Below are 18,962 nucleotides of genomic sequence, written 5' to 3'. Positions count from 1 at the left end.
GGATGATGAATATCGGCAAGGCTGCGGCGGCATCGGGCGTTTCGACCAAGATGATCCGCTACTACGAATCGATTGGATTGATCCCGGAGGCATCCCGAACAGATAGCGGCTATCGCGACTACTCCGAAAAGGATGTGCATACATTGCGCTTCATCAGGCATGCGCGCGATCTCGGCTTCTCGGTCGAGAAAATGTCCGAATTGCTCGCCCTGTGGCGAGATCGAAGCCGTGCGAGCGCTGACGTCAAGCGTGTTGCACTTGAGCATGTCGAAGAGCTTGAGCGGAAGGCACGCGAACTCCAGGAGATGAGCATGACGCTCAAGCATCTGGCCGAAAACTGTCGGGGTAATGCCCGACCGGACTGCCCGATCATCGACGAACTCTCGGCGGATGGTAAGTCGGACAGGACGCCCAAGACTCGCCGTCGTTCTGGAGCGACGGGTAACAAGTTCGAGCACCTCGGGCCCGTTGTTTCGGCACAGGCAAAAAGAAGCAGCTATGGCGCCAGGGAGCAGTAGCTATGATCCTCGCCCGCGAAATCCTGCACCTGTTCAAACGGGCCTGTTCCGACGGCGACATGGAAGTTGCCGAGAAGCTTTTGCAGACCCTTGAACTGATTGATGCGCGAGAGACTGGTGCCGCAGTTTCTCACAAGCCACTGTCTGAAGCTTATCTGGCTATCGGTAAGCTTCCCGCGCCTCGGAGAGAATGCCAGCACGTCATTAAGATATGATCTGTCCAGTGAGATCCAAGGATGGATGAGCCAGAAACGGGACGGGCCATTGCCGACTACGCAGGTCAACAACTACCGATGCGTCGCGGATCACAATGCGGAGGCGGCGGACATCGAACCTCAGCGGCGGCCGGACCCCCCTCCTGGTATTGCTTCGGTACTCTTCAACGCTTCGCAGCAAGTCGGCGTTGCGTTGGGACTGGCCGTCCTTTCGACCATTTCCATCTCGGTCACGGCGAGCAGGTTGCCGGATGCACTCGGTGCGCTCTATCGCGCGCGAGGCCGGCGGTGGCGATGTGGAGAGATCTGCCAGTGACGCACTGATCTTCGGCTATGGTCTTGCGCTTATGGGCGCTGGAGCTGCCCTCGTGATTGCGGCGGTCATTGCGGCGGTGCTGGTCAATGCCAGCAGCGGACAGGTTTCCCCCGACCCCATCCCGGTCCATTGACCGGACCGTGATCAAGCCTACCGGCGCGATACGGTGACCCGCTACCCCGGCGTAGACCCTGCCCGCTGGGGCGGATTGCTAGCGGGGTGGTTGACATACAACATATGAACACCTATTCATGTGTTATATGTCAAACGGATGAGCCCTGAAATGTCCCATTCACTCAGCCATGGTCATTCTCACGATGACCATTCCCACGATCACTCCCATGCGCCGACCGTCACGAGCGATAATGAGCGCAAGGTTCTTCTCTCGTTTTTCCTGATCTTCACGTTCATGATCGTGGAGGTGATCGGCGGTCTGATCTCTGGATCGCTGGCGCTGCTGGCCGACGCCGGACATATGTTGAGCGACGCGGCTGCGCTGGCGCTAGCCTATGCGGCCTTTCGGTTCGGACGGCGTGCGGCCGACCCCAAGCGAACCTTCGGTTATCTGCGTTTCGAGGTCCTTGCCGGTTTCATCAATGCGATCACGCTGTTCGCGATCGTCGTCTGGATTGTCTATGAAGCTTGGCAGCGCTTCCAGGAACCGCACGTGATCTTGGCGGGACCGATGCTCGGCGTTGCCATCGCCGGCCTTCTCATCAATATCCTGGTGTTCTGGATTCTGACGCGCGGCGATAGCGAGCACGTCAACATCAAGGGCGCCGCCCTTCATGTCATGGGTGACCTGCTCGGTTCCGTGGGTGCGGTTTCAGCAGCCATTGTGATCTCTTACACGGGTTGGACCCCGATCGATCCCATCCTGTCGGTGGTTGTCTCCCTGCTGATCCTGCGCAGCGCCTGGGGCCTTCTTGGCAAGTCGATCCATATCCTGCTCGAAGGTGCGCCCGACAACGCGACGCCGGAAAAGATTGAACGTCATCTCGTCGAAAATATCCCTGGCGTGGCGTCCGTTAGCCACATCCATGTCTGGTCGATCACCTCCGGGCGGACCTTGGCCACGATGCATGTGCGACCGGCTGCCGATGTCGATGCTCGCTCTGTCGTGCGCGGAGTCGAGAATGAACTGAAGTCACAGTTTACGATCGAACATGCGACTATCGCTATCGACTGGAATGACGAAGCGGAAGCATGCAGCCTGTCCCAATTCCCTGTCCCGACGGGCCACGCGCATGGGGATGGACACGACCATGACAATGGCCATGAGCACGTCCACGCCTAACAGGAGCATGAGCATTGAAACAAGCCCCATCCTTGACGCAGCACGACGTAACCGTATTGGCAGAGACTTTCCGCCTGCTGGGCGATCCCACAAGACTGAGAATTCTGCTCTTTTGCCTGCCAGGTCCAAGGTCTGTTGGCGAGATTGTTGAGAATCTGGAGCTATCGCAGACGTTGGTCAGCCATCATTTGCGGCTGCTCAGAGGTGCAAGGCTCGTCAGAGGGGAGCGTCGGTCAAAGCAGGTCTTCTACGAAGTGGCGGACAGCCATGTAAGCGACATGCTGATCGACATGGCGTTCCATATCCACGAAGACCATGCTGATGACTAGGTAGAAATCAGCGGAGCCATCCGAAACACGATGTGAATTCGGCACCTGCGTCCTTGGCTCCGCACGGCTAACTCATCGCCTCGCTTCGTGTCTGAGCCGTACTACGAAGATTGAACTCGCCGCGTTCAGTCCGGCGCGCGAGCTTGGGTCGGCTTGCCGGGAATCAGATGAAATCGGGTCTTGACCTTCCAACCATTGGAGACCGCACAGTTCTGTCTGAGGCCCGATTGACGAAGGTAAGGAGACGGTAATGCACGCTTTGGTGAAGAACAACTTGTCGGTTGAAACGAAATCCGGCCCGCCGGTCGAAGGCACGACCTGCGTGCGCTTCGACGCGGTCCAATTTGGGCCGGCCGAGCGCGAATTTTTCACCAGCCAATAGGATCGCCATGGTTTCGATCCTCGTCAACCGGACATATCGTAATCTCTTCGCCGCGCAGGTCCTTTCCCTGATCGGCACGGGTCTCACCACGGTCGCCCTCGGCCTCCTCGCCTATGATCTGGCTGGCACCGACGCCGGTCAAGTGCTGGGCATCTCCCTCGCCGTCAAAATGATCGCCTATGTCGGCGTCTCGCCCTTCGCGGGCGCGTTGGCGGGCCGGGTGCCGCGCCGCGCCTTTTTGGTGACGCTCAATGTCCTGCGTGCCGGTATGGTGCTGCTACTGCCGTTCGTCACGGAGGTCTGGCAAATCTATGCGCTGGTCTTCCTGTTCCAGTCCTGTTCGGCTGCCTTCACGCCGACTTTCCAGGCGACCATTCCCGACGTTCTTCCCGACGAAAAGGAATATACCGCCGCGCTTTCCATGTCGCGGCTGGCCTATGAACTCGAATCCCTGCTCAGCCCACTGCTGGCCGCCCTTCTGCTCACGCTCATCAGCTTTCATTGGCTGTTCCTCGGCAATGCCATCGGCTTCATCGCCTCGGGCCTGCTGGTCCTTTCGGTCGCCCTGCCGGTCGCCAAGACGGTGCAGCGCCCCTTCCTTGAACGGCTGACACGCGGAAGCCGGATCTATTTCGCGACGCCGCGCCTGCGCGGGTTGCTAGCCCTCAGCTTTGCCTCGTCGGCGGCGGGCGCGATGGTGATCGTGAACACGGTGGTCATCGTTCGCGCAGGCTTCGGGGGCACGGAAGGCGATGTTGCATGGTTCTTTGCTACTTATGGGGCGGGTTCCATGGTCGTCGCCTTCGCCTTGCTCAAACTCCTCGAAGGCAGATCACCGCGCAGCGTCATGATCACGGGCTCAGTAGCTTTGCCGGTGTTGCTCGCGATTGCCGCGTTTTACCAGAGCTGGTGGTCCATTCTGGTTCTCTGGTTCTTGCTGGGCGCCGCCGGTTCCGCTGTCATGACGCCAGGTGGAATCCTGCAGCGTCGCTCCGCACACCCGGAGGATCGGCCGTCGCTCTTCGCCGCGCAATTCGCGCTGTCGCATGCTGGATGGCTCGTGACCTATCCGCTGGCGGGTTGGCTCGGAGCAGGTTTCGGGATGACGACGGCTTTCGCGGTGCTGGCCATCGCGGCTGGGGCTGGCGCGATTGCTGCCGTGCGACTCTGGCCCGCACATGATCCCGATATCATCGAGCACGATCACCACGAAATCGAGCACAGCCATCCGCTTGAAGCCGGGGTCGATCATGCGCCGCCTCTCTCCGGCGAGGCCGACGCGAAGCGCGGCCATCGCCATGGGCCGGTCCGTCACGCCCACCCTTTTGTCATCGATGACCATCATCCAATCTGGCCAAAGGGGTAGGAACGATGTGGCGGTGGAAGCACAAACATGTCTCCCCCGGCCGGTCGCCTCACCTGACCGGAGACCGGACTCCTATGGCCGCCTTGATCCCAGCGCTCCCGGTCGCCAAGCGCCAGCGACGGCGAGCCTTCCGAACGGACCACGCGGCTCCGAGCTGTCTTCGCTCGGCCATCGCCCAGCCGTCATGGTGCAAGGAGGGTGTGTGATGCGGGAGGTGACGAAGTATCCCGATTCAATAGAACTTCGCCACCTCCGCTATTTCGTGGCTGCGGCCGAGCACGGCAGCTTCCGCAAGGCGGGAACTGCCCTCGGGCGATCGCAGGCGGCAATCAGCCGATGCATCGCCGACCTCGAGGACCAAATCGGCGCGTCCCTGTTTCATCGGCATACATGGGGCGTATCGGCGACCTATGCCGGACAGCGCTTCCTGCGGCGAGCGCGCAAGGCCATCAGGACCATCGGCGAAGGTGCATATGACGTGGCCTCGGCGGGCCGATCCGAGAACGGGCGCGTCCGGATCGGCATCTACTCTTCCATCGCCTCGGGCTTCCTGGCCGACCTGCTGCGTGACTACAGCGAACGACATGGCACGGTCCGGATCGAACTGATCGACGGCAACCCCGACGAGCACGTCGCGGCCATCCGGCAATTGCGCCTCGACGTCGCCTTCATCACGGGGACGAGGGATTGGCTGGCCTGCGAACGCGCGGCGTTGTGGTCGGAGCGGATCTTTGCGGTGCTGCCGGATCACCACCACCTCACGGCTCGCTCCGAGCTCGCCTGGCAGGATTTGATGGATGAGCCCTTCATCGTGACTGAGGCGGCGCCGGGTCAGGAGATCCATGACTATCTGGTGCGGGAGCTGGCCGGGCTCGGCCAGCATCCCGAGATCCAGGTGCAATCGGTCGGTCGGGACAATCTCCTGCCGCTGGTGGCGATCGGGCGGGGTTTGACGCTGGTGAGCGAGGCGATGACCGTCGCACGGTTCCCAGGTGTGGCCTACCGGCCGATCAGCAACGAGGATCTTCCCTTCTCCGCGGTCTGGTCCGCCAGCAACGACAATCCCGCCTTCAGGCGATTCCTCTCCATGGCGAGAGCAATGGCCGTCAGACTTGCGCCGTCGACGATTGCGTGGAGCGCCGAGCTTTCGCAAAGCCCCGATCTGTCGAGATGAACCTCTCCAGCATGGGCACGATGAGCCTCACGGGATCGGCGACGGGCTGGCCGGTCTCTCGGGCCAGGATTTCGGCATAGGCCACAAGGTTACGATGCAGTTGTGCAGGTAGGTCTACCGTCACCTTGACGGGCCTGTCGTCGACGATCGGTCCGAGTTTCAGCTTTGCCATGGTCAGCCTCTATAGGGTTCGAGGACAAGATCGCGGGTGACCATAACGCGGACGGGGAAGCCCGGTCGGATGGTCAATGTCGGCGCAACCTGCAACTGGCGCCGGACGATCTGCTGGCCGGCGTCGTTGATGGTGTCCTGTGCTCCATCACGGATGGCGCGCACCAAGCGGTCCTCGTCGCTGACCGCCAGTTCTGTGCCGACCGCGAGCAGCGTGGACAATCCCGCCGCCTTGGCCAGATCCCACCAGTGGTAATCGACGCCATCTTCAAGGCCAGCATAGCCCTGGGTATCGGCGCCCGGCTGACGTTCGAGCACGATGGAACGGCCGTTCGGGAAGATCAGCCGGTTCCAGACCAACAGCGCTCGTCTCTGCCCGAACTGCACGTTGTTGTCGTACTGGCCGATAATCCGGGTGCCCTGCGGGATCAGAAGCAATCTTCCGGTCGGGCTGTCATAGATGTTTTCCGTCACCTGCGCCGTGATCTGGCCAGGCAGATCGGAACGGATGCCGGTGATAAGCGCGGCGGGGATCACCGCTCCTGCCTGAAGGATGAACGGCGAAGCCGGAGCCACGACCCGATCCGACGATGTGGTCCGGCGATCGGCGGGCGCATTCAGAAACGCAAGCTGCCGATCCTGCGCGGTCTGCTGTCCGAGTTGCCCGGTCAAGCCGGCGAGATCGAAGCCGGAAACGTTTGGCGTGGTCGCGCCACCGGGCGTCCCGGGTGTCGCACTTGGCTGGGTCTGGAAGAAGACGCGGCTGGTGCGGGCCGCCTCTTCTTCGGCTCGACGGCGTTGTTCGGCTTCGTCGACGGTCGGCGTCGCGATCGTCGGCGGAACAACGGGCTGGCCCCTGTTCTGGGCGTCAAGAATCGGTCGCCCAAGATCACCGGGCAGCGGCGGACCTAGCACAGGTCCGGTATAATCGCGCGGCAGGCCGGCGAGGCCATCTGCGGTCTGGCGGTTGTTGGTCGAGTAAAGTTCCTCTCCGCCCTGACCTCCGCCGCGGGTCTGGAGGGCGTAGATCAGCGCGCCGCCGATGCCGACGAGCCCGACGGCCGCAACGCTTGCCAGCACTTTCCGCGAAAGGCGGGTAACGCCCGGTGCCTCGGCGCGCAGACGCATGGAAGATGCAGTGTTAGTTTTGTCCTCACTCATGATGCGGGTCTCCGGTCGGTGCGGACAATTCTGACGACCTGCTGACGGTCGCCGCCGCCGAGCCGCAGCTCCGCCGCGCCGAACAAGCGATCGACGATCAGGATGTGTTGGTGGATACGACTGTTGACGAGCTGCGCTTCGCCGTCCGGACCGATGACGAAGATCGGCGGCATTTCGCCCTGGACGATCCCGCGCGGGAACTCGACGTAAACCCTGCGGCCGTCATCATAGACGGAGACGGGTTTCCAGGGCGGATTCCCGCCGGTCAAACCGTAGCGGTAGTTGCGCGCCGCGACGACCGGGATGACCGGCGTCGCCGGGATGCTCTGGCCTTGTCGGGCGCGCGGCCGCGGATAGGACCATGCGACGGAGGGCATATAGGGCTTCGCTCCGGAACGCAGCTCGATCATGTAAACGCGCCGGTCGGTGGTCACGACGAGATTGGTCGTGATGTCCGGCCTTGAAGGCTTCACGAGGATGTGGACGCGCCGCGTTGTGCCGGTGCCGCTCTCGGTGTCCCCGATGATCCATCGTGCGGTATCGCCAGCCGCAATCGGCCCGGCCCCTGTCAGCGACTCGCCGGGTTCTAGCGCGATATCGGTGATCTGCCCGGGAGCTGCATAGACCTGATAGAGCGCCCCTTCCGACCAGGGGTAGATCTGGATCGCATTGAAGTACCCCTCCCGGCGCGGCTGCACGCGAGCGGCAGCGTTGGCGTTCTCGACGCGAGCGATTGGTGTGCTGGCCGCCGTGCCGCCCTTTGCCGGCGTCCAGGCCGGAGGGATGTGGATCGGACGGGGCCGATCGTCCGTCACCGATACGGGAACGGCAGGCAAAGCCGGAACATCTCGATCGTAGCTGATCTCGGGCGGCTTTTGCGGCGTGGCACAACCAGCCAACGCGGTGGCGGAAAACAGCAGAACCGGAAGTACGGATTTACGGAAAACCGGAATGGCGGGGTTACGGAAAGCCGATCTCATTGGCTCATCTCCCGCGACCAATTGATGGCGTTGATGTAAATTCCGAGCGGATTGACCTTCAGCCGCTCGGCATCGCGCGGAGGCTGGATGACGATGGTCAGGATCGCGGTCCATCGCTCGGTCGCACCGAGCTGACCGTTCTCGAAATGCCGTTCCGTCCACGCGACGCGGAAGCTGTCTGGAGAAGCGCGGATGACGCTGGAGACTTCGACAGCAACCTGCTGCTTGCCGACCTTGGTGAAGGGATCGTTCGCGCGAGCATAGTCGTTGAGGGCAGTCGCGCCCCGATCAGTCGTCCATTCATAGGCCCTGAGCCAGTTCTGACGGACGATGATCGGGTCGGCGGGAATGCTTCTCGTCTGCTCGATGAAGCGCGCGAGATGCCAGGCCACCTGCGGATCGGTCGGTCGATAATCGGCAGCGGCCGGCGCAACGGCCTGCGCCTGACCGAGATTGTCCACCTGGACAACCCACGGCACGACCGTCCCACGAGCGGACTGATAGACCAGCGCTGAGGCGAAGCCCGCCGACAATATCAGCGAGCCAAAGGCCATGTAGCGCCAGTTCCTGGCTTGCACCCGAGCGGAGCCGAGGCGTTCGTCCCAGACCTGTGCGGCCTTCTGGTAGGGTGTTTCAGGCTCAGGGGTCTTGCCGTAATGCACGGCCGGTCGTTTGAAGAGGTTCATGAGCGGTCACTTTCAGAGAGATTGACGGATGCGCCGGACCCATGGCTGTCGCCAGAGCGCACGGCATGGGCGGCGGCGCTGACGCCGTGGGAGACATTCCGGCCGCGCTTGATGCGCTGCGCCCATGCCGGAGGTTGGTCGGATGTGGCTGCGGGACCAACAGAAGCGCGTTCGGATTCGCCGACGTCTGCGCTGGCCGTGAAGGAACCGCCGGTGGCGCTGACGCCTGCGCGCGCGCCGTTGGAGAAGCTGGACTTCATGCTTTCGGAGGCGCGGGAAGCGGCACGGCGCAACGGGGAAATGGAGGCTGATCCGGCGGCGCGCGCTACGCCTCCCAGGCCGGACGCGACGCCGGATGCTCCCGACTGGCCCATGGAGCCAAGGGTGTAGGCGGATGATGCTGCGCCGGCCGCCGCAGCTCCACCACGCGCGGCAGCGGCGCCGCCGGAAAGAAGAGCAGCTCCGCCCTTGGCAGCCAGCATTGCGCCACCGCCGGCGGCAAGTGCCGCACCGCCGACAGCAAGGCCGGTGCCAACCGCGGCGCCTGCGCCAAGTTGGGGACCGCCGCTGACAAGACCCGAGGCAATGCCGGGACCGAAAATGCCGAGGCCGACGAGTGAAAGTGCCGCAAGGACGATGGCCATGGCGTCGTCGATGCTCGGGGTCTGACCGCCGAAGCCCTGCGTAAACTGGCTGAACAATGTTGAGCCGATGCCGACGATGACCGCCAGGACCAGCACCTTGATGCCGCTGGAAATCACGTTACCAAGCACGCGCTCGGCCATGAAGGCGGTTTTGCCGAACAGGCCGAAGGGGATCAGTACGAAGCCGGCGAGCGTGCTCAACTTGAACTCGATCAGCGTCACGAAGAGCTGGATCGCGAGAATGAAGAAAGCAAGGATGACCAGCGCCCAGGCAAAGAGCAGGCAGACGATCTGGATCAGGTTCTCGAAAACCGCGATCCAGCCCATCAGGGGCGATATCGCGTCGAGCAAGGGACGCGCGGCATCGAGGCCGGTTTGCGCAACCTTACCTGGACGGAGGAGATCCTGAGCGGTGAAGCCGGTGCCTGCGGCCTTCAATCCGAGACCGGAGAAGCTGTCGAAGACGATCTTGGCGAGGTTGTTCCAATTGGAAATCAGGTAGGCGAAGACGCCGACAAACAGGGTTTTCTTCACCAGCCGCGCGATGATGTCGTCATCGGCGCCCCAGCTCCAGAAGAGAGCCGCCAGCGTCACGTCGATGACGATGAGCGTGGTCGCGATAAATGCCACCTCGCCACCGAGTAGGCCGAACCCGCTGTCAATATAGCGGGTGAAGGTTCCGAGGAATGTATCGATAACGCCGGAGCCACCCACGGTTCACCGCCCTTCGCTGGAGGATGGCGACGCCGGCGCAGCCGGGCGGCCGAGGAACCGATCGCGCGTTTCCGCCCAGACGCGCAGGCACTCGGCATCGCTCGCGGCCTGCTGGCCAAGCTGCTGGCACCGGCGCTGTCTCTCGCGCAGCGGATCGCGCTGGGGTTCGATAATGCGCGTGGAGAAATCCTCTGACGGCTCCTCCTTTCGGGTCAGTTCGACGACCGCCGCCGTGATGGCGACGGCGACGAACACGACAGCGCCCAGTCGGGCCAGCATCTTGCCGTCCATAAGCCCGCCCTCAGTTGCCGTTGAACATCTGCGCGTTGCCCGGCTGGTAGCCCGCGCCCGGCGTCAGGAAGCGGCGGCGCTGTTCCCGTCCCTGCTCGGCCGCAGCCGTGCGCTCGGCTTCGGTCAGCGCGCCGGCACGCCCGTTAGCCGCAAGTAAGGCCACCAGATCGGAGAGCTGCTGCGACTGGAGCGCGAGGAGCTGGTTGCCGGCCTGCGTCGCCTGGAGTGCGCCGGTCGCGCCCTGGCTCTGGTTCACCAGTTCGCTCATTTGCGTGCGATTGGTGTCGATATTGCTGACGACACCGGCCTGGACGCGCATGGCGTCCTGCAGGCCGCCGACCGTGTTCTGCCAGCGCGAGCGCGCGTCGGAGACGAGCTGCTGATCCGTGGCCGACATCGAGACGTTGCCGTACTGCTGCTGGAACGCCTGATCGATCCGCTGCACGTCGAAGGCGATGTTCTGAGCCTGGGTCAGAAGCTGCTGCGTGCGCTGAACGTTCTGCTGAAGCGTCTGGAGCGAGGAGAACGGAAGGCTCGCAAGGTTGCGCGCCTGATTGATCAGCATCGTCGCCTCGTTCTGAAGTGAGGTGATCTGATGGTTGATCTGTTCGAGCGTGCGCGCCGCCGTGAGCACGTTCTGCGCGTAGTTGCTCGGATCGAAGACGATTCTCCAGGCGTAGGCAGGCGTGGTCACCACCGGCGAGACCGCCAGCGGCATGGCAAGCATGGTCGCCGCGAGAAGGACGGCAGGAGAGCGGACAGAACGGGTCGTCATGATTCAGTTTCCTTTTCGGCTTCGGGGACGAGGGTCGGAAAAGTCGAGATGAGATCGGCGGCCCAGCCGGCATCACGAGCCTTGAGCCAGGCCGCGAGAAAGCCTTCGCGGCCATGCTCAGCGACGAGGTTGGCGATCAGGGTCTGGTCGGATTTCGAGGAAGCGGCGCAGAGCGCGAGCCCGACTTCGGACAGGCCCAATTCGAACAGGCGATTGCCGCGCCGCGACTGGCAGTAGTAGTCGCGCTTGGGTGTCGCCCGCGCGAGGATCTCGATCTGACGGTCGTTGAGGCCGAAGCGGCGATAGATGGCCGTGATCTGCGGCTCGATCGCGCGCTCGTTCGGCAGAAGCAGTCGCGTCGGGCAGCTTTCGATGATTGCCGGCGCGATGTCCGAATTGTCGATATCGCTGAGCGACTGGGTGGCGAAGATGACCGAGGCGTTTTTCTTACGGAGCGTCTTCAGCCATTCGCGGAGCTGGCTGGCGAAGCCTTCGTCATCGAGCGCGAGCCAGCCCTCGTCAATGATGAGCAGCGTCGGTCGCCCGTCGAGCCTGTCGCCGATGCGATGAAAGAGATAGGCGAGTACAGCCGGGGCCGCGCCCGTCCCGACCAGCCCCTCGATCTCGAATGCCTGTACGTCCGCCGAGCCGAGATGTTCAGCTTCGGCATCCAGCAGCCGACCGTAGGGGCCGCCGACGCAGTAAGGCCGGAGCGCCTGCTTGAGATCGTTGGACTGAAGAAGAACGCTGAGGCCAGTGATCGTGCGCTCGCCGACCGGCGCCGAGGCAAGCGAGGTGAGCGCCGTCCAGATATGCTCCTTTGCCTCCGGCGTGATCTTGATGCCTTCCCGCATCAGGATCGCGACGATCCAGTCGGCGGCCCAGGCACGTTCATAGGTATCGTGAATGCGGGCCAACGGCTGGAGCGATACCGAGGCGTCCGATCCTTCGGTCAGTCCGCCGCCGAGATCGTGCCAGTCACCGCCCATGGCGAGCGCGGCGGCGCGGATCGAGCCGCCGAAGTCGAAGGCGAAGACCTGGCTGCGGAGGTAACGGCGGAACTGCAAAGCCATGAGCGCGAGCAGCACGGATTTGCCCGCGCCCGTCGGGCCGACAACGAGCGTGTGGCCGACGTCGCCCACATGCAAAGACAACCGGAACGGGGTCGAACCTTCGGTTCTACCGTAAAGCAGCGGGGGCGCATCGAAGTGTTCGTCCCGTTCCGGCCCCGCCCACACGGCAGAGAGGGGGATCATGTGGGCGAGATTGAGCGTCGAGATCGGCGGCTGTCGCACATTCGCGTAGACATGGCCGGGCAGACTGCCGAGCCAGGCGTCGACGGCGTTCACCGTCTCGATCATGGCGGTGAAGTCGCGGCCCTGGATGACCTTCTCGACCAGCCGCAGCTTTTCGTCGGCAAGGCGCGGGTCGGCGTCCCAGACCGTGATGGTCGCGGTGACATAGGCCATGCCGGCGACATCCGCGCCGAGTTCCTGCAAGGCCATGTCCGCGTCGGCTGCCTTGTTCGCGGCGTCAGTGTCCACGAGCACCGATTGCTCGTTGGTCATCACCTCCTTGAGGATCGCGGCAATCGACTTTCGCTTGGCGAACCACTGCCGCCTGATTTTGGTCAGCAGCTTCGTCGCGTCGGTCTTGTCGAGCAGGATCGCGCGCGTCGACCAGCGATACGGGAAAGCTAGCCGGTTCAGCTCGTCGAGCAGGCCCGGTGTGGTCGCCGTCGGGAAGCCGACGATAGTCAGCACACGCAGATTCTGGTCGCCAAGACGCGGCTCCAAACCGCCGGTGAGTGGCTGGTCGGCGAGCAGCGCGTCGAGATAGACCGGCGTTTCCGGCACGCGGACGCGGTGGCGCTTTGTCGACACGCAGGAATGCAGGTAGGTCAGCGTCTCGCTGTCATCGAGCCAACCGCAGGACGGCATGAAGCCGTCGAGCAGCGCCAGCACGCGGTCGGTGCGATCGGTGAAGGCGCGCAGGATCTCGTGGGGGTCGACGCCCGAGCGCTCACGGCCTTCGTAAAGCCAGGACTCGATGCGCGCGGCTTCCTCCGCCGGCGGAAGAAACAGGAAGGTGAGGAAATAGCTCGATACGAAATGTGCGCCCGCCTCTTCGAAGTCGGCCTTGCGCTCGGCATCGACCAGACCTGAAGCCGGATCGGGAAAGACGCTATCCGGATAGGTGGCGGCCTCGTGCCGCTGTGCTTCGACAAATATGCTCCAGCCCAGGCCAAGGCGGCGGAAAGCGTTGTTGATGCGGCTCGCAACGGCAACCAGCTCGGCCGCGACGGAGGAATCCAGATCCGGACCCCGAAAGCGGGCCGTGCGCTGGAAAGAGCCATCCTTGTTCAGCACGATGCCGGGCGCGACCAGAGCGACCCAGGGCAGATAGTCGGCGAGGCGAGCGGTAGTGCGACGATATTCGGCGAGATTCATCATGGCGGCCTCCTCACACCGCGAGGAAAGCCGGAATGCGCAGATGCCTGCGCCCGACCTCGACAAAGAGCGGATCGCGACGTGCCGCCCAGACGGCCACGAAATGACCGATTGCCCAGATGGCGAGGCCGACGAGCCAGAGGCGCAGGCCGAGGCCCACGGCCCCGGCCAGCGTGCCGTTCATGATCGCGATGGAGCGCGGCGCACCGCCGAGCAGGATGTGCTCGGTCAAGGCGCGATGGACGGGCACCGAAAAGCCCGGCACCGCGTCGAGCTGTTCGAGGACGGCCGCCATCAGACAAGCACCCCGCCGCCGAAGCTGAAGAAACTGAGGAAGAACGAGCTGGCCGCGAAGGCGATCGACAGACCGAATACGATCTGAATCAGGCGGCGGAAGCCGCCGCTGGTGTCGCCGAAGGCGAGTGCCAGGCCGGTGGCGATGATGATGATCACCGCCACGATCTTGGCGACCGGCCCCTCGATCGACTGGAGGATCTGCTGAAGCGGCTGCTCCCACGGCATGGAGGAGCCGGAGGCATGGGCCGGCGGCGTGGCGGCCAGCATCATGATGGTGAAAAGCGCGGTCGAACTGGCGAGACGCTTGTAGCTGCCGCGCATGATGAAGCCGGTGGGCAGCTCCGGATCGACGGGCACCGTCGTCAGGACGGGCGGATTGGTCACATTCGGAATGATGGGCGAATTCATTCAGCTTCTCCGTTCGGGGTGGTTGTTGGGGGTGATGCGGTAGTCGCCGGTGGCGGGGTCGATGCCGTCGACGTGCGCGAGTTCGGCCAGCCGGCGCGACGAGCCCCGGCCGGAGAGAACCGCGACGAGATTGATCGTCTCGGCGATCAGTGCGCGCGGGACGGTGACGACAGCTTCCTGGATGAGTTGCTCGAGACGGCGCAGGGCGCCGATGCCGGAGCCGGCGTGGATGGTGCCGATGCCGCCCGGGTGGCCGGTGCCCCAGGCTTTGAGGAGGTCGAGGGCTTCTGAGCCGCGGACCTCGCCGATGGGAATGCGGTCGGGCCGGAGGCGAAGCGAGGAGCGGACGAGATCGGAAAGCGTGGCAACGCCATCCTTGGTCCGCATCGCGACAAGGTTCGGGGCTGCACATTGCAGCTCGCGGGTATCCTCGATGATGACGACGCGATCCTGCGTCTTCGCCACCTCGGCGAGCAGCGCGTTGGTCAGCGTTGTCTTGCCGGTGGAAGTGCCCCCAGCAACGAGTATGTTGGCGCGGGACTGGACCGCTGCGCGCAGCTTCACCGCCTGGTCGCCCGTCATGATGCCGGCGGCTACATAGTCGTCGAGCGTGAACACCGCGACGGCGGGTTTGCGGATGGCGAAGGTCGGCGCGGCGACCACGGGCGGCAACAGCCCCTCGAACCGCTCGCCGCTCTCCGGCAACTCGGCCGAGACGCGCGGGCTGCGGGCGTGAACCTCCGCACCGACATGATGCGCGACCAGGCGCACGATGCGCTCGCCGTCGGCGGCTGTCATCGTCTCGCCGGTGTCGGCCAGACCTTCGGAAAGCCGATCTACCCAAATGCGGCCATCGGGGTTCAGCATCACCTCGACCACGGCCGGGTCTTCCAGAAACCGGGCGATAGCCGCTCCGAGCGCGGTGCGCAGCATGCGCGCGCCGCGCTGGATCGCTTCCTGCCTGTGGTGAGTGGATGCCATGTTGTCCCCGTTTCTCGTGGGGACGCGACAGATGATCCCCGGATCGGGGATGATTAAAAGAGCCCTAAATCAGGCCGATTCAACAAGTTTCGGTCGTAGTAGTAGTGTGGCGTGCAAATACAGGAAAATGGCGGTGGCGTTGTTCATTCAGTATGCGAGGAAGCGGCCTGCAAACACCACCCCTGTCCAGGTGGATGCTGACAGTACTGAGGCAATTTTCGCCCGAATCGGAGTGGGTGTTGCGAGATCCCATTGCCGCACGGTTCGATAGATCCCGCCGTGAAAGGCTGCGATGTTCAGCCCGGCCAGGATGATGAGGCCGAGTTTCCACGGCGCGGCCGCGCTCATTCCGACTGTGAGGGCGACGCCCGAAAACATCGTCAGGCCGGTCAGGGCGACCACCGCGAAGCCGACGTGTGAGATCGGCAGGAGATAGCGCGTGACGACCGTGACGGGAACAACGTTTCTGGCCACGCCCAGCAGCCGCAGGTCGACGGCGATAGCCGGCCCGACAAGCAGAGCGATGCCGACGACATGCAGGCTCATCAGGATCGGGTACAGGTGCGGCGTCAGCCGCACCCATTCCCCGAATCCCGACCGTTCAATCGTGGTCAGAAGGTCCGGAAACCAGCTCGTGTCCATCATTCCGTCACCGGCTCCGGTCGGTCGGGAAAGGCCGTGAGCTGCTGCCAGACGCCCTGGCCGTTTTCGAGCCAGAACATAACCGGGCGAAGCTGTACACTTTCCGCCGTGCTGAGAAAGCCGACTGCTTCAATCTTCTCGCCGACGCGCAATTGGCGGTCCAGTCCCCAACGTGCCATCCAACTCGGCCCAGCCAGGACGAGGTGCAGTTCCTTGTTTTCGCCGCCATAGGGACGGGCCGATTGCATGGTCGCGCGGCCGTCTTCCTCGTTGCCACCTTGCGGAAGCGGTCGTTCCTTCCAGTTAGCCGGCAACGCGGTCTGTTCGACGCGGATATGGACCTCGCTATGCGGGTTGCCCCATCGAACATAGGTGACAGTACCGGCAGCGAAATAGGCATGCCGCGTATCGAACGATGCCCATCCGTGGTGAGCAAAGGCGGGACTACCCGCGATGTTAGCCATCAGAGCGACAGCGGCCAGACTGGTTCCTTGTAGCAGCACTTTGCGGCGTGCCGGCGAGAATGGCACATTTCGTGAGGGAACAGGCATGGCTTTCCTTTCTCTGTTTCACTTGGTCATGCGGGGACGGAACGTTGCATCAGTCGAACAGCGATCCCGGCCGTGCAGAAGACAACGATGGCGCTGGCAAGGAAGACCGCGCCCAGTCCGACGTGGTCTGCAATCCAGCCGAGTACCGGGCTTCCGACCGCCATCGCGACGTCAAGGAACGCGGTATAGATGCCCATGGCGAGGCCGCGATTTTCAGGGGCCGTACCGCGCACGGCTTCGACGCCAAGGCCAGGATAGACGAGCGAATAGCCGAAGCCGGCAACGGCCGCTCCGACCGAGGCGAACATGACATTGCGCGACAGCCAGATCAGCAGGAGACCGCCGGTCTGGACGAGCACGAAGATCAGCGCCACCCTGGCGCCGCCGAACTTGTCGGGCAGATGGCCGGCAATCAGGCGCGCGACGATCAGAGCCACGCCGAAGGCGGTGAATGCCAGCCAGATGGGATGCCAGTTCTGTTGCGAATAGAACAGGGAGCTGAAGGCAAGGATCGCACAATAGCCAATGCTGGCGGTAGCCGCCCCAAGTCCTGGCAGCCATACCGAGCCCAACACAGATTTCAAGGCAGAATGCGCCCTGGGAGGCAATGGTGCGACGGCAGGCATTCGGAGAATGGCAATAAGCACCAAGAACGGAAATGCGACTGTCGCCACCGCAATCGAGGCGAAACCATATGAGTTGAACATCGTGGTTCCGAAGGGGCCTCCGAGAGCCATTGCGGCGAACATGGCGGTTCCGACCCAAGCGATCACCTTGCCAGCATGCTCCCTGTCAACGAGACCAAGCCCCCAACTCACGCCGGCTGTGATGATGAAGCTTTCCGCACCGCCAAGGATGGCACGGCCAACGAGCAGGAAGGCGACCGACAGGACCGGAGCGTTGATGAAAGCGAGCGAAAGCAGATAAAGCAGCCCGGACATGACGGCTGCGATCAGGCCGACGATGACACCCTGCTTTGCGCCATGCTTGTCCGAGAACGAACCTGCCCACACGCGAGACACCAAAGAGGCGGCGAACTGCGCCCCGGCGACCAGACCGACAACGAAGGTTCCAAAACCGAGATCGTTTTTGACGTGCAGCGGCAGGACGGGGAGCGCGAGGCCGATAATCAGAAAGCCGGCGAGCACCGCCACCATGATCGGCAGCAGCGTGATGGCGGCGGATTGCCCGGATTGCGATGAGCGAGCAGCTTGCGGCATGTTATCCGTTCTCGTGTGGTCTGCGTCCACCGCTATTGCTGTGGACGTTTCTCAAAAACGGAGCGGACAACGGAGGACGCCGAAAAGGCGTTCGGCCAGCCGGCATAGTAAGCCAGATGGCTGACCATCTCGGCCGCTTCCTCACGCTTCAGACCGTTATCCATGGCCTTGTTCAGATGGAAGGGAATTTGCTCGACTTGCGCCGTTGCGATCAAAGCAGTGACGGTCACGAGACTGCGATCGCGTGGAGCGAGATCGGGGCGAAGCCACAAATCCTTAAACAGCACGTCCCCCGTGTCGCGCACCAGACCGGGCGACGCCGGCCCGGTCGATTCTTCGACCCGCGCAGCCCGGTCTGCTTCCGCCTTCTCATCGAGCGGCAGCAATTCGACGGATGCCTTGGGAAGCTGGTCCGGGCCGATCCCGCGCTCGGCGAACACGTCTTTCGTGATCGCCGTGGCGGCGATGGCGTTGCCCCATCCGGCATAGAAAGCCAGATGCGTTATAATCTCCGAAATCTCGGCAGGCTTCACGCCATTGTCGAGGGCGAGCTGCAGTTGCTCCGGCAGCAACACCGTCTGATTGCGTGCAACGACGGCCGCCACGGTGATGATGCTGCGATCACGCGGTGCAAGGCCGGGACGTTTCCACAGGCCATTTGCCAGCGTATCCGTTGCGTATCCTTCGAGGGCCGGAGAAACAGCCTGCACGTCTTCACGAGACAGGCTGCCGGTCTGTGAACCAGTTTGCGCAGTGGCGTCAACGGCCCCCATGGTAAGTGCGAGGGCAAGAAAGGTGGAAGTTTTCATGAAGAAGCCTTTCGATCTGATGTCCTGTTAGCGGTATTGCTCATCGGAGACCGGCTCCAGCCAATCGACGTTCTTGCCATCCACGACGTAGGTCATGGCGATGTGGGCCATCGGGCTTGTCGCGGTCGCGCCATGCCAATGCTTCACACCGGCCGCGAACCATACGACATCGCCAGCATTGACGGTGCGGCGCTCCTTGCCCTCCTCCTGGACCCAGCCCTGTCCCGACGTGATGAACAGCAACTGCCCGGCTGGATGTGTATGCCAGGTGGTGCGCGCACCCGGCGCGAAGGTTACAAGGCCGGCATTGGCGCGCGTCGTGTCATTCGGCGGGAACAAGGGCGTGATGACGGTATGGCCGGTGAAATTGTCAGGGGTCTTGCCGATCACTGAAGGCGTGGCGCCGTTGGGACGGATTTCGATGCCTTCCGCGCCGGCCGACACCGCGCCCATCGTGCTCATGGCTGCGGCTGCAAGTATCTTCTTCATGTGACTGCTCCTGTTTTTGGCGTCCGAGAGTTTTTCCTGCCTAATCGGATCGATGTTCGCGCGGCTTCGAACATCCGCGCTGCTTAGGCAAACCCT

The 18,962-nt window shown here is 63.2% G+C and carries 24 protein-coding genes; 8 read left to right on the top strand and 16 right to left on the bottom strand.

Going from position 1 to position 18,962, the window contains the following annotated elements; translation table 11 throughout:
- Window positions 1-5: 5 nt before the first annotated feature.
- From cueR to J2046_RS30355, 8 genes are all read left to right on the top strand, one after another.
- Window positions 6-518: a Cu(I)-responsive transcriptional regulator gene (gene cueR / locus J2046_RS30385; protein WP_210058213.1), complete on the top strand. Its 513-nt coding sequence runs from the start codon at window positions 6-8 to the stop codon at window positions 516-518.
- A 2-nt stretch (window positions 519-520) separates the two neighbouring features.
- The gene (locus J2046_RS30380) at window positions 521-733 is read left to right on the top strand and encodes a hypothetical protein (RefSeq protein WP_036743030.1); all 213 of its coding nucleotides are present in this window, start codon (window positions 521-523) and stop codon (window positions 731-733) included.
- Window positions 734-993: 260 nt separating this feature from the next.
- Window positions 994-1,182 (top strand): hypothetical protein, encoded by a 189-nt coding sequence (locus J2046_RS30375; protein ID WP_210058210.1) that lies wholly within the window; start codon window positions 994-996, stop codon window positions 1,180-1,182.
- A gap of 150 nt (window positions 1,183-1,332) precedes the next feature.
- A complete protein-coding gene (locus J2046_RS30370) occupies window positions 1,333-2,346 on the top strand; it encodes a cation diffusion facilitator family transporter (RefSeq protein ID WP_210058208.1) in 1,014 nt (337 codons plus the stop codon).
- Window positions 2,347-2,360: 14 nt separating this feature from the next.
- Entirely contained in the window at window positions 2,361-2,675 is a 315-nt protein-coding gene (locus J2046_RS30365) for an ArsR/SmtB family transcription factor (RefSeq protein ID WP_036743019.1), read from the top strand.
- A 250-nt stretch (window positions 2,676-2,925) separates the two neighbouring features.
- Window positions 2,926-3,057, top strand: a complete 132-nt coding sequence (locus J2046_RS34185; RefSeq protein WP_267950880.1) for a hypothetical protein — start codon at window positions 2,926-2,928, stop codon at window positions 3,055-3,057.
- A 7-nt stretch (window positions 3,058-3,064) separates the two neighbouring features.
- Entirely contained in the window at window positions 3,065-4,423 is a 1,359-nt protein-coding gene (locus tag J2046_RS30360; protein WP_210058206.1) for an MFS transporter, read from the top strand.
- 205 nt (window positions 4,424-4,628) lie between these two features.
- Window positions 4,629-5,597 carry a LysR family transcriptional regulator gene (locus tag J2046_RS30355; RefSeq protein WP_036743017.1) on the top strand — a complete coding sequence of 323 codons (969 nt, stop codon included), beginning with the start codon at window positions 4,629-4,631 and terminating at the stop codon, window positions 5,595-5,597.
- Here the strand turns inward: J2046_RS30355 and J2046_RS30350 are convergent.
- The 16 genes from J2046_RS30350 to J2046_RS30275 all read right to left on the bottom strand — a co-directional run bounded on the left by J2046_RS30350 (window position 5,530) and on the right by J2046_RS30275 (window position 18,866).
- The gene (locus J2046_RS30350) at window positions 5,530-5,769 is read right to left on the bottom strand and encodes a DUF2274 domain-containing protein (RefSeq protein WP_122002204.1); all 240 of its coding nucleotides are present in this window, start codon (window positions 5,767-5,769) and stop codon (window positions 5,530-5,532) included. The genes J2046_RS30355 and J2046_RS30350 overlap by 68 nt on opposite strands.
- A 2-nt stretch (window positions 5,770-5,771) precedes the next feature.
- Window positions 5,772-6,929, bottom strand: a complete 1,158-nt coding sequence (locus J2046_RS30345) for a TraB/TrbI/VirB10 family type IV secretion system protein (protein WP_210058204.1) — start codon at window positions 6,927-6,929, stop codon at window positions 5,772-5,774.
- Window positions 6,926-7,909, bottom strand: coding sequence for a P-type conjugative transfer protein TrbG (gene trbG, locus J2046_RS30340; protein WP_210058202.1), 984 nt, complete (start codon window positions 7,907-7,909; stop codon window positions 6,926-6,928). Before trbG ends, J2046_RS30345 begins: the two co-directional genes overlap by 4 nt.
- Window positions 7,906-8,595 (bottom strand): conjugal transfer protein TrbF, encoded by a 690-nt coding sequence (trbF, locus tag J2046_RS30335; protein ID WP_210058201.1) that lies wholly within the window; start codon window positions 8,593-8,595, stop codon window positions 7,906-7,908. Before trbF ends, trbG begins: the two co-directional genes overlap by 4 nt.
- On the bottom strand, window positions 8,592-9,953 hold the full coding sequence (gene trbL / locus J2046_RS30330) for a P-type conjugative transfer protein TrbL (protein WP_210058199.1): 1,362 nt from the start codon (window positions 9,951-9,953) through the stop codon (window positions 8,592-8,594). Before trbL ends, trbF begins: the two co-directional genes overlap by 4 nt.
- 3 nt (window positions 9,954-9,956) lie before the next feature.
- A complete protein-coding gene (gene trbK-alt / locus J2046_RS30325) occupies window positions 9,957-10,244 on the bottom strand; it encodes a putative entry exclusion protein TrbK-alt (protein WP_210058197.1) in 288 nt (95 codons plus the stop codon).
- A gap of 10 nt (window positions 10,245-10,254) precedes the next feature.
- Complete coding sequence (gene trbJ / locus J2046_RS30320; protein ID WP_210058195.1) at window positions 10,255-11,019, bottom strand: P-type conjugative transfer protein TrbJ; 765 nt, start codon at window positions 11,017-11,019, stop codon at window positions 10,255-10,257.
- Window positions 11,016-13,472, bottom strand: a complete 2,457-nt coding sequence (gene trbE / locus J2046_RS30315; protein WP_210058193.1) for a conjugal transfer protein TrbE — start codon at window positions 13,470-13,472, stop codon at window positions 11,016-11,018. Before trbE ends, trbJ begins: the two co-directional genes overlap by 4 nt.
- 10 nt (window positions 13,473-13,482) lie before the next feature.
- A complete protein-coding gene (locus tag J2046_RS30310) occupies window positions 13,483-13,764 on the bottom strand; it encodes a VirB3 family type IV secretion system protein (protein WP_100653002.1) in 282 nt (93 codons plus the stop codon).
- A complete protein-coding gene (locus tag J2046_RS30305) occupies window positions 13,764-14,087 on the bottom strand; it encodes a TrbC/VirB2 family type IV secretion system protein (RefSeq protein WP_095447993.1) in 324 nt (107 codons plus the stop codon). The genes J2046_RS30310 and J2046_RS30305 overlap by 1 nt, the downstream gene beginning before the upstream one ends.
- An 87-nt stretch (window positions 14,088-14,174) precedes the next feature.
- On the bottom strand, window positions 14,175-15,155 hold the full coding sequence (gene trbB, locus J2046_RS30300; protein WP_210058191.1) for a P-type conjugative transfer ATPase TrbB: 981 nt from the start codon (window positions 15,153-15,155) through the stop codon (window positions 14,175-14,177).
- A gap of 147 nt (window positions 15,156-15,302) precedes the next feature.
- Complete coding sequence (locus tag J2046_RS30295) at window positions 15,303-15,800, bottom strand: hypothetical protein (protein ID WP_233470392.1); 498 nt, start codon at window positions 15,798-15,800, stop codon at window positions 15,303-15,305.
- Window positions 15,797-16,348: a DUF6152 family protein gene (locus tag J2046_RS30290; protein WP_210058189.1), complete on the bottom strand. Its 552-nt coding sequence runs from the start codon at window positions 16,346-16,348 to the stop codon at window positions 15,797-15,799. Before J2046_RS30290 ends, J2046_RS30295 begins: the two co-directional genes overlap by 4 nt.
- A 26-nt stretch (window positions 16,349-16,374) precedes the next feature.
- On the bottom strand, window positions 16,375-17,568 hold the full coding sequence (locus J2046_RS30285) for an arabinose transporter (RefSeq protein WP_210058187.1): 1,194 nt from the start codon (window positions 17,566-17,568) through the stop codon (window positions 16,375-16,377).
- A gap of 32 nt (window positions 17,569-17,600) precedes the next feature.
- Window positions 17,601-18,341, bottom strand: coding sequence for a carboxymuconolactone decarboxylase family protein (locus J2046_RS30280; protein ID WP_233470391.1), 741 nt, complete (start codon window positions 18,339-18,341; stop codon window positions 17,601-17,603).
- A 63-nt stretch (window positions 18,342-18,404) separates the two neighbouring features.
- Window positions 18,405-18,866 carry a (R)-mandelonitrile lyase gene (locus J2046_RS30275; RefSeq protein ID WP_210058183.1) on the bottom strand — a complete coding sequence of 154 codons (462 nt, stop codon included), beginning with the start codon at window positions 18,864-18,866 and terminating at the stop codon, window positions 18,405-18,407.
- Between the last annotated feature and the right edge of the window lie 96 nt (window positions 18,867-18,962).

The sequence above is a fragment of the Neorhizobium petrolearium genome, assembly GCF_017873175.1.
Classification (GTDB): Bacteria; Pseudomonadota; Alphaproteobacteria; order Rhizobiales; family Rhizobiaceae; genus Neorhizobium; species Neorhizobium petrolearium.
Note: the sequence above shows the minus strand (reverse complement) of the source record. Positions and strands in the feature narration are given on the sequence as shown.

What these genes read in the sequence shown, in the direction of transcription:
- trbF (WP_210058201.1), bottom strand. Translation starts at nt 8,595, where the DNA reads ATGAACCTCTTCAAACGACCGGCCGTGCATTACGGCAAGACCCCTGAG.
- J2046_RS30295 (WP_233470392.1), bottom strand. Translation starts at nt 15,800, where the DNA reads ATGATGGACACGAGCTGGTTTCCGGACCTTCTGACCACGATTGAACGG.
- J2046_RS30280 (WP_233470391.1), bottom strand. Translation starts at nt 18,341, where the DNA reads ATGGGGGCCGTTGACGCCACTGCGCAAACTGGTTCACAGACCGGCAGC.
- J2046_RS30290 (WP_210058189.1), bottom strand. Translation starts at nt 16,348, where the DNA reads ATGCCTGTTCCCTCACGAAATGTGCCATTCTCGCCGGCACGCCGCAAA.
- trbG (WP_210058202.1), bottom strand. Translation starts at nt 7,909, where the DNA reads ATGAGATCGGCTTTCCGTAACCCCGCCATTCCGGTTTTCCGTAAATCC.
- J2046_RS30360 (WP_210058206.1), top strand. Translation starts at nt 3,065, where the DNA reads ATGGTTTCGATCCTCGTCAACCGGACATATCGTAATCTCTTCGCCGCG.
- J2046_RS34185 (WP_267950880.1), top strand. Translation starts at nt 2,926, where the DNA reads ATGCACGCTTTGGTGAAGAACAACTTGTCGGTTGAAACGAAATCCGGC.
- J2046_RS30285 (WP_210058187.1), bottom strand. Translation starts at nt 17,568, where the DNA reads ATGCCGCAAGCTGCTCGCTCATCGCAATCCGGGCAATCCGCCGCCATC.
- trbJ (WP_210058195.1), bottom strand. Translation starts at nt 11,019, where the DNA reads ATGACGACCCGTTCTGTCCGCTCTCCTGCCGTCCTTCTCGCGGCGACC.
- J2046_RS30310 (WP_100653002.1), bottom strand. Translation starts at nt 13,764, where the DNA reads ATGGCGGCCGTCCTCGAACAGCTCGACGCGGTGCCGGGCTTTTCGGTG.
- J2046_RS30305 (WP_095447993.1), bottom strand. Translation starts at nt 14,087, where the DNA reads ATGCGCGGCAGCTACAAGCGTCTCGCCAGTTCGACCGCGCTTTTCACC.
- trbE (WP_210058193.1), bottom strand. Translation starts at nt 13,472, where the DNA reads ATGATGAATCTCGCCGAATATCGTCGCACTACCGCTCGCCTCGCCGAC.
- trbK-alt (WP_210058197.1), bottom strand. Translation starts at nt 10,244, where the DNA reads ATGGACGGCAAGATGCTGGCCCGACTGGGCGCTGTCGTGTTCGTCGCC.
- J2046_RS30355 (WP_036743017.1), top strand. Translation starts at nt 4,629, where the DNA reads ATGCGGGAGGTGACGAAGTATCCCGATTCAATAGAACTTCGCCACCTC.
- J2046_RS30380 (WP_036743030.1), top strand. Translation starts at nt 521, where the DNA reads ATGATCCTCGCCCGCGAAATCCTGCACCTGTTCAAACGGGCCTGTTCC.
- J2046_RS30345 (WP_210058204.1), bottom strand. Translation starts at nt 6,929, where the DNA reads ATGAGTGAGGACAAAACTAACACTGCATCTTCCATGCGTCTGCGCGCC.
- cueR (WP_210058213.1), top strand. Translation starts at nt 6, where the DNA reads ATGAATATCGGCAAGGCTGCGGCGGCATCGGGCGTTTCGACCAAGATG.
- J2046_RS30350 (WP_122002204.1), bottom strand. Translation starts at nt 5,769, where the DNA reads ATGGCAAAGCTGAAACTCGGACCGATCGTCGACGACAGGCCCGTCAAG.
- trbB (WP_210058191.1), bottom strand. Translation starts at nt 15,155, where the DNA reads ATGGCATCCACTCACCACAGGCAGGAAGCGATCCAGCGCGGCGCGCGC.
- J2046_RS30370 (WP_210058208.1), top strand. Translation starts at nt 1,333, where the DNA reads ATGTCCCATTCACTCAGCCATGGTCATTCTCACGATGACCATTCCCAC.
- J2046_RS30275 (WP_210058183.1), bottom strand. Translation starts at nt 18,866, where the DNA reads ATGAAGAAGATACTTGCAGCCGCAGCCATGAGCACGATGGGCGCGGTG.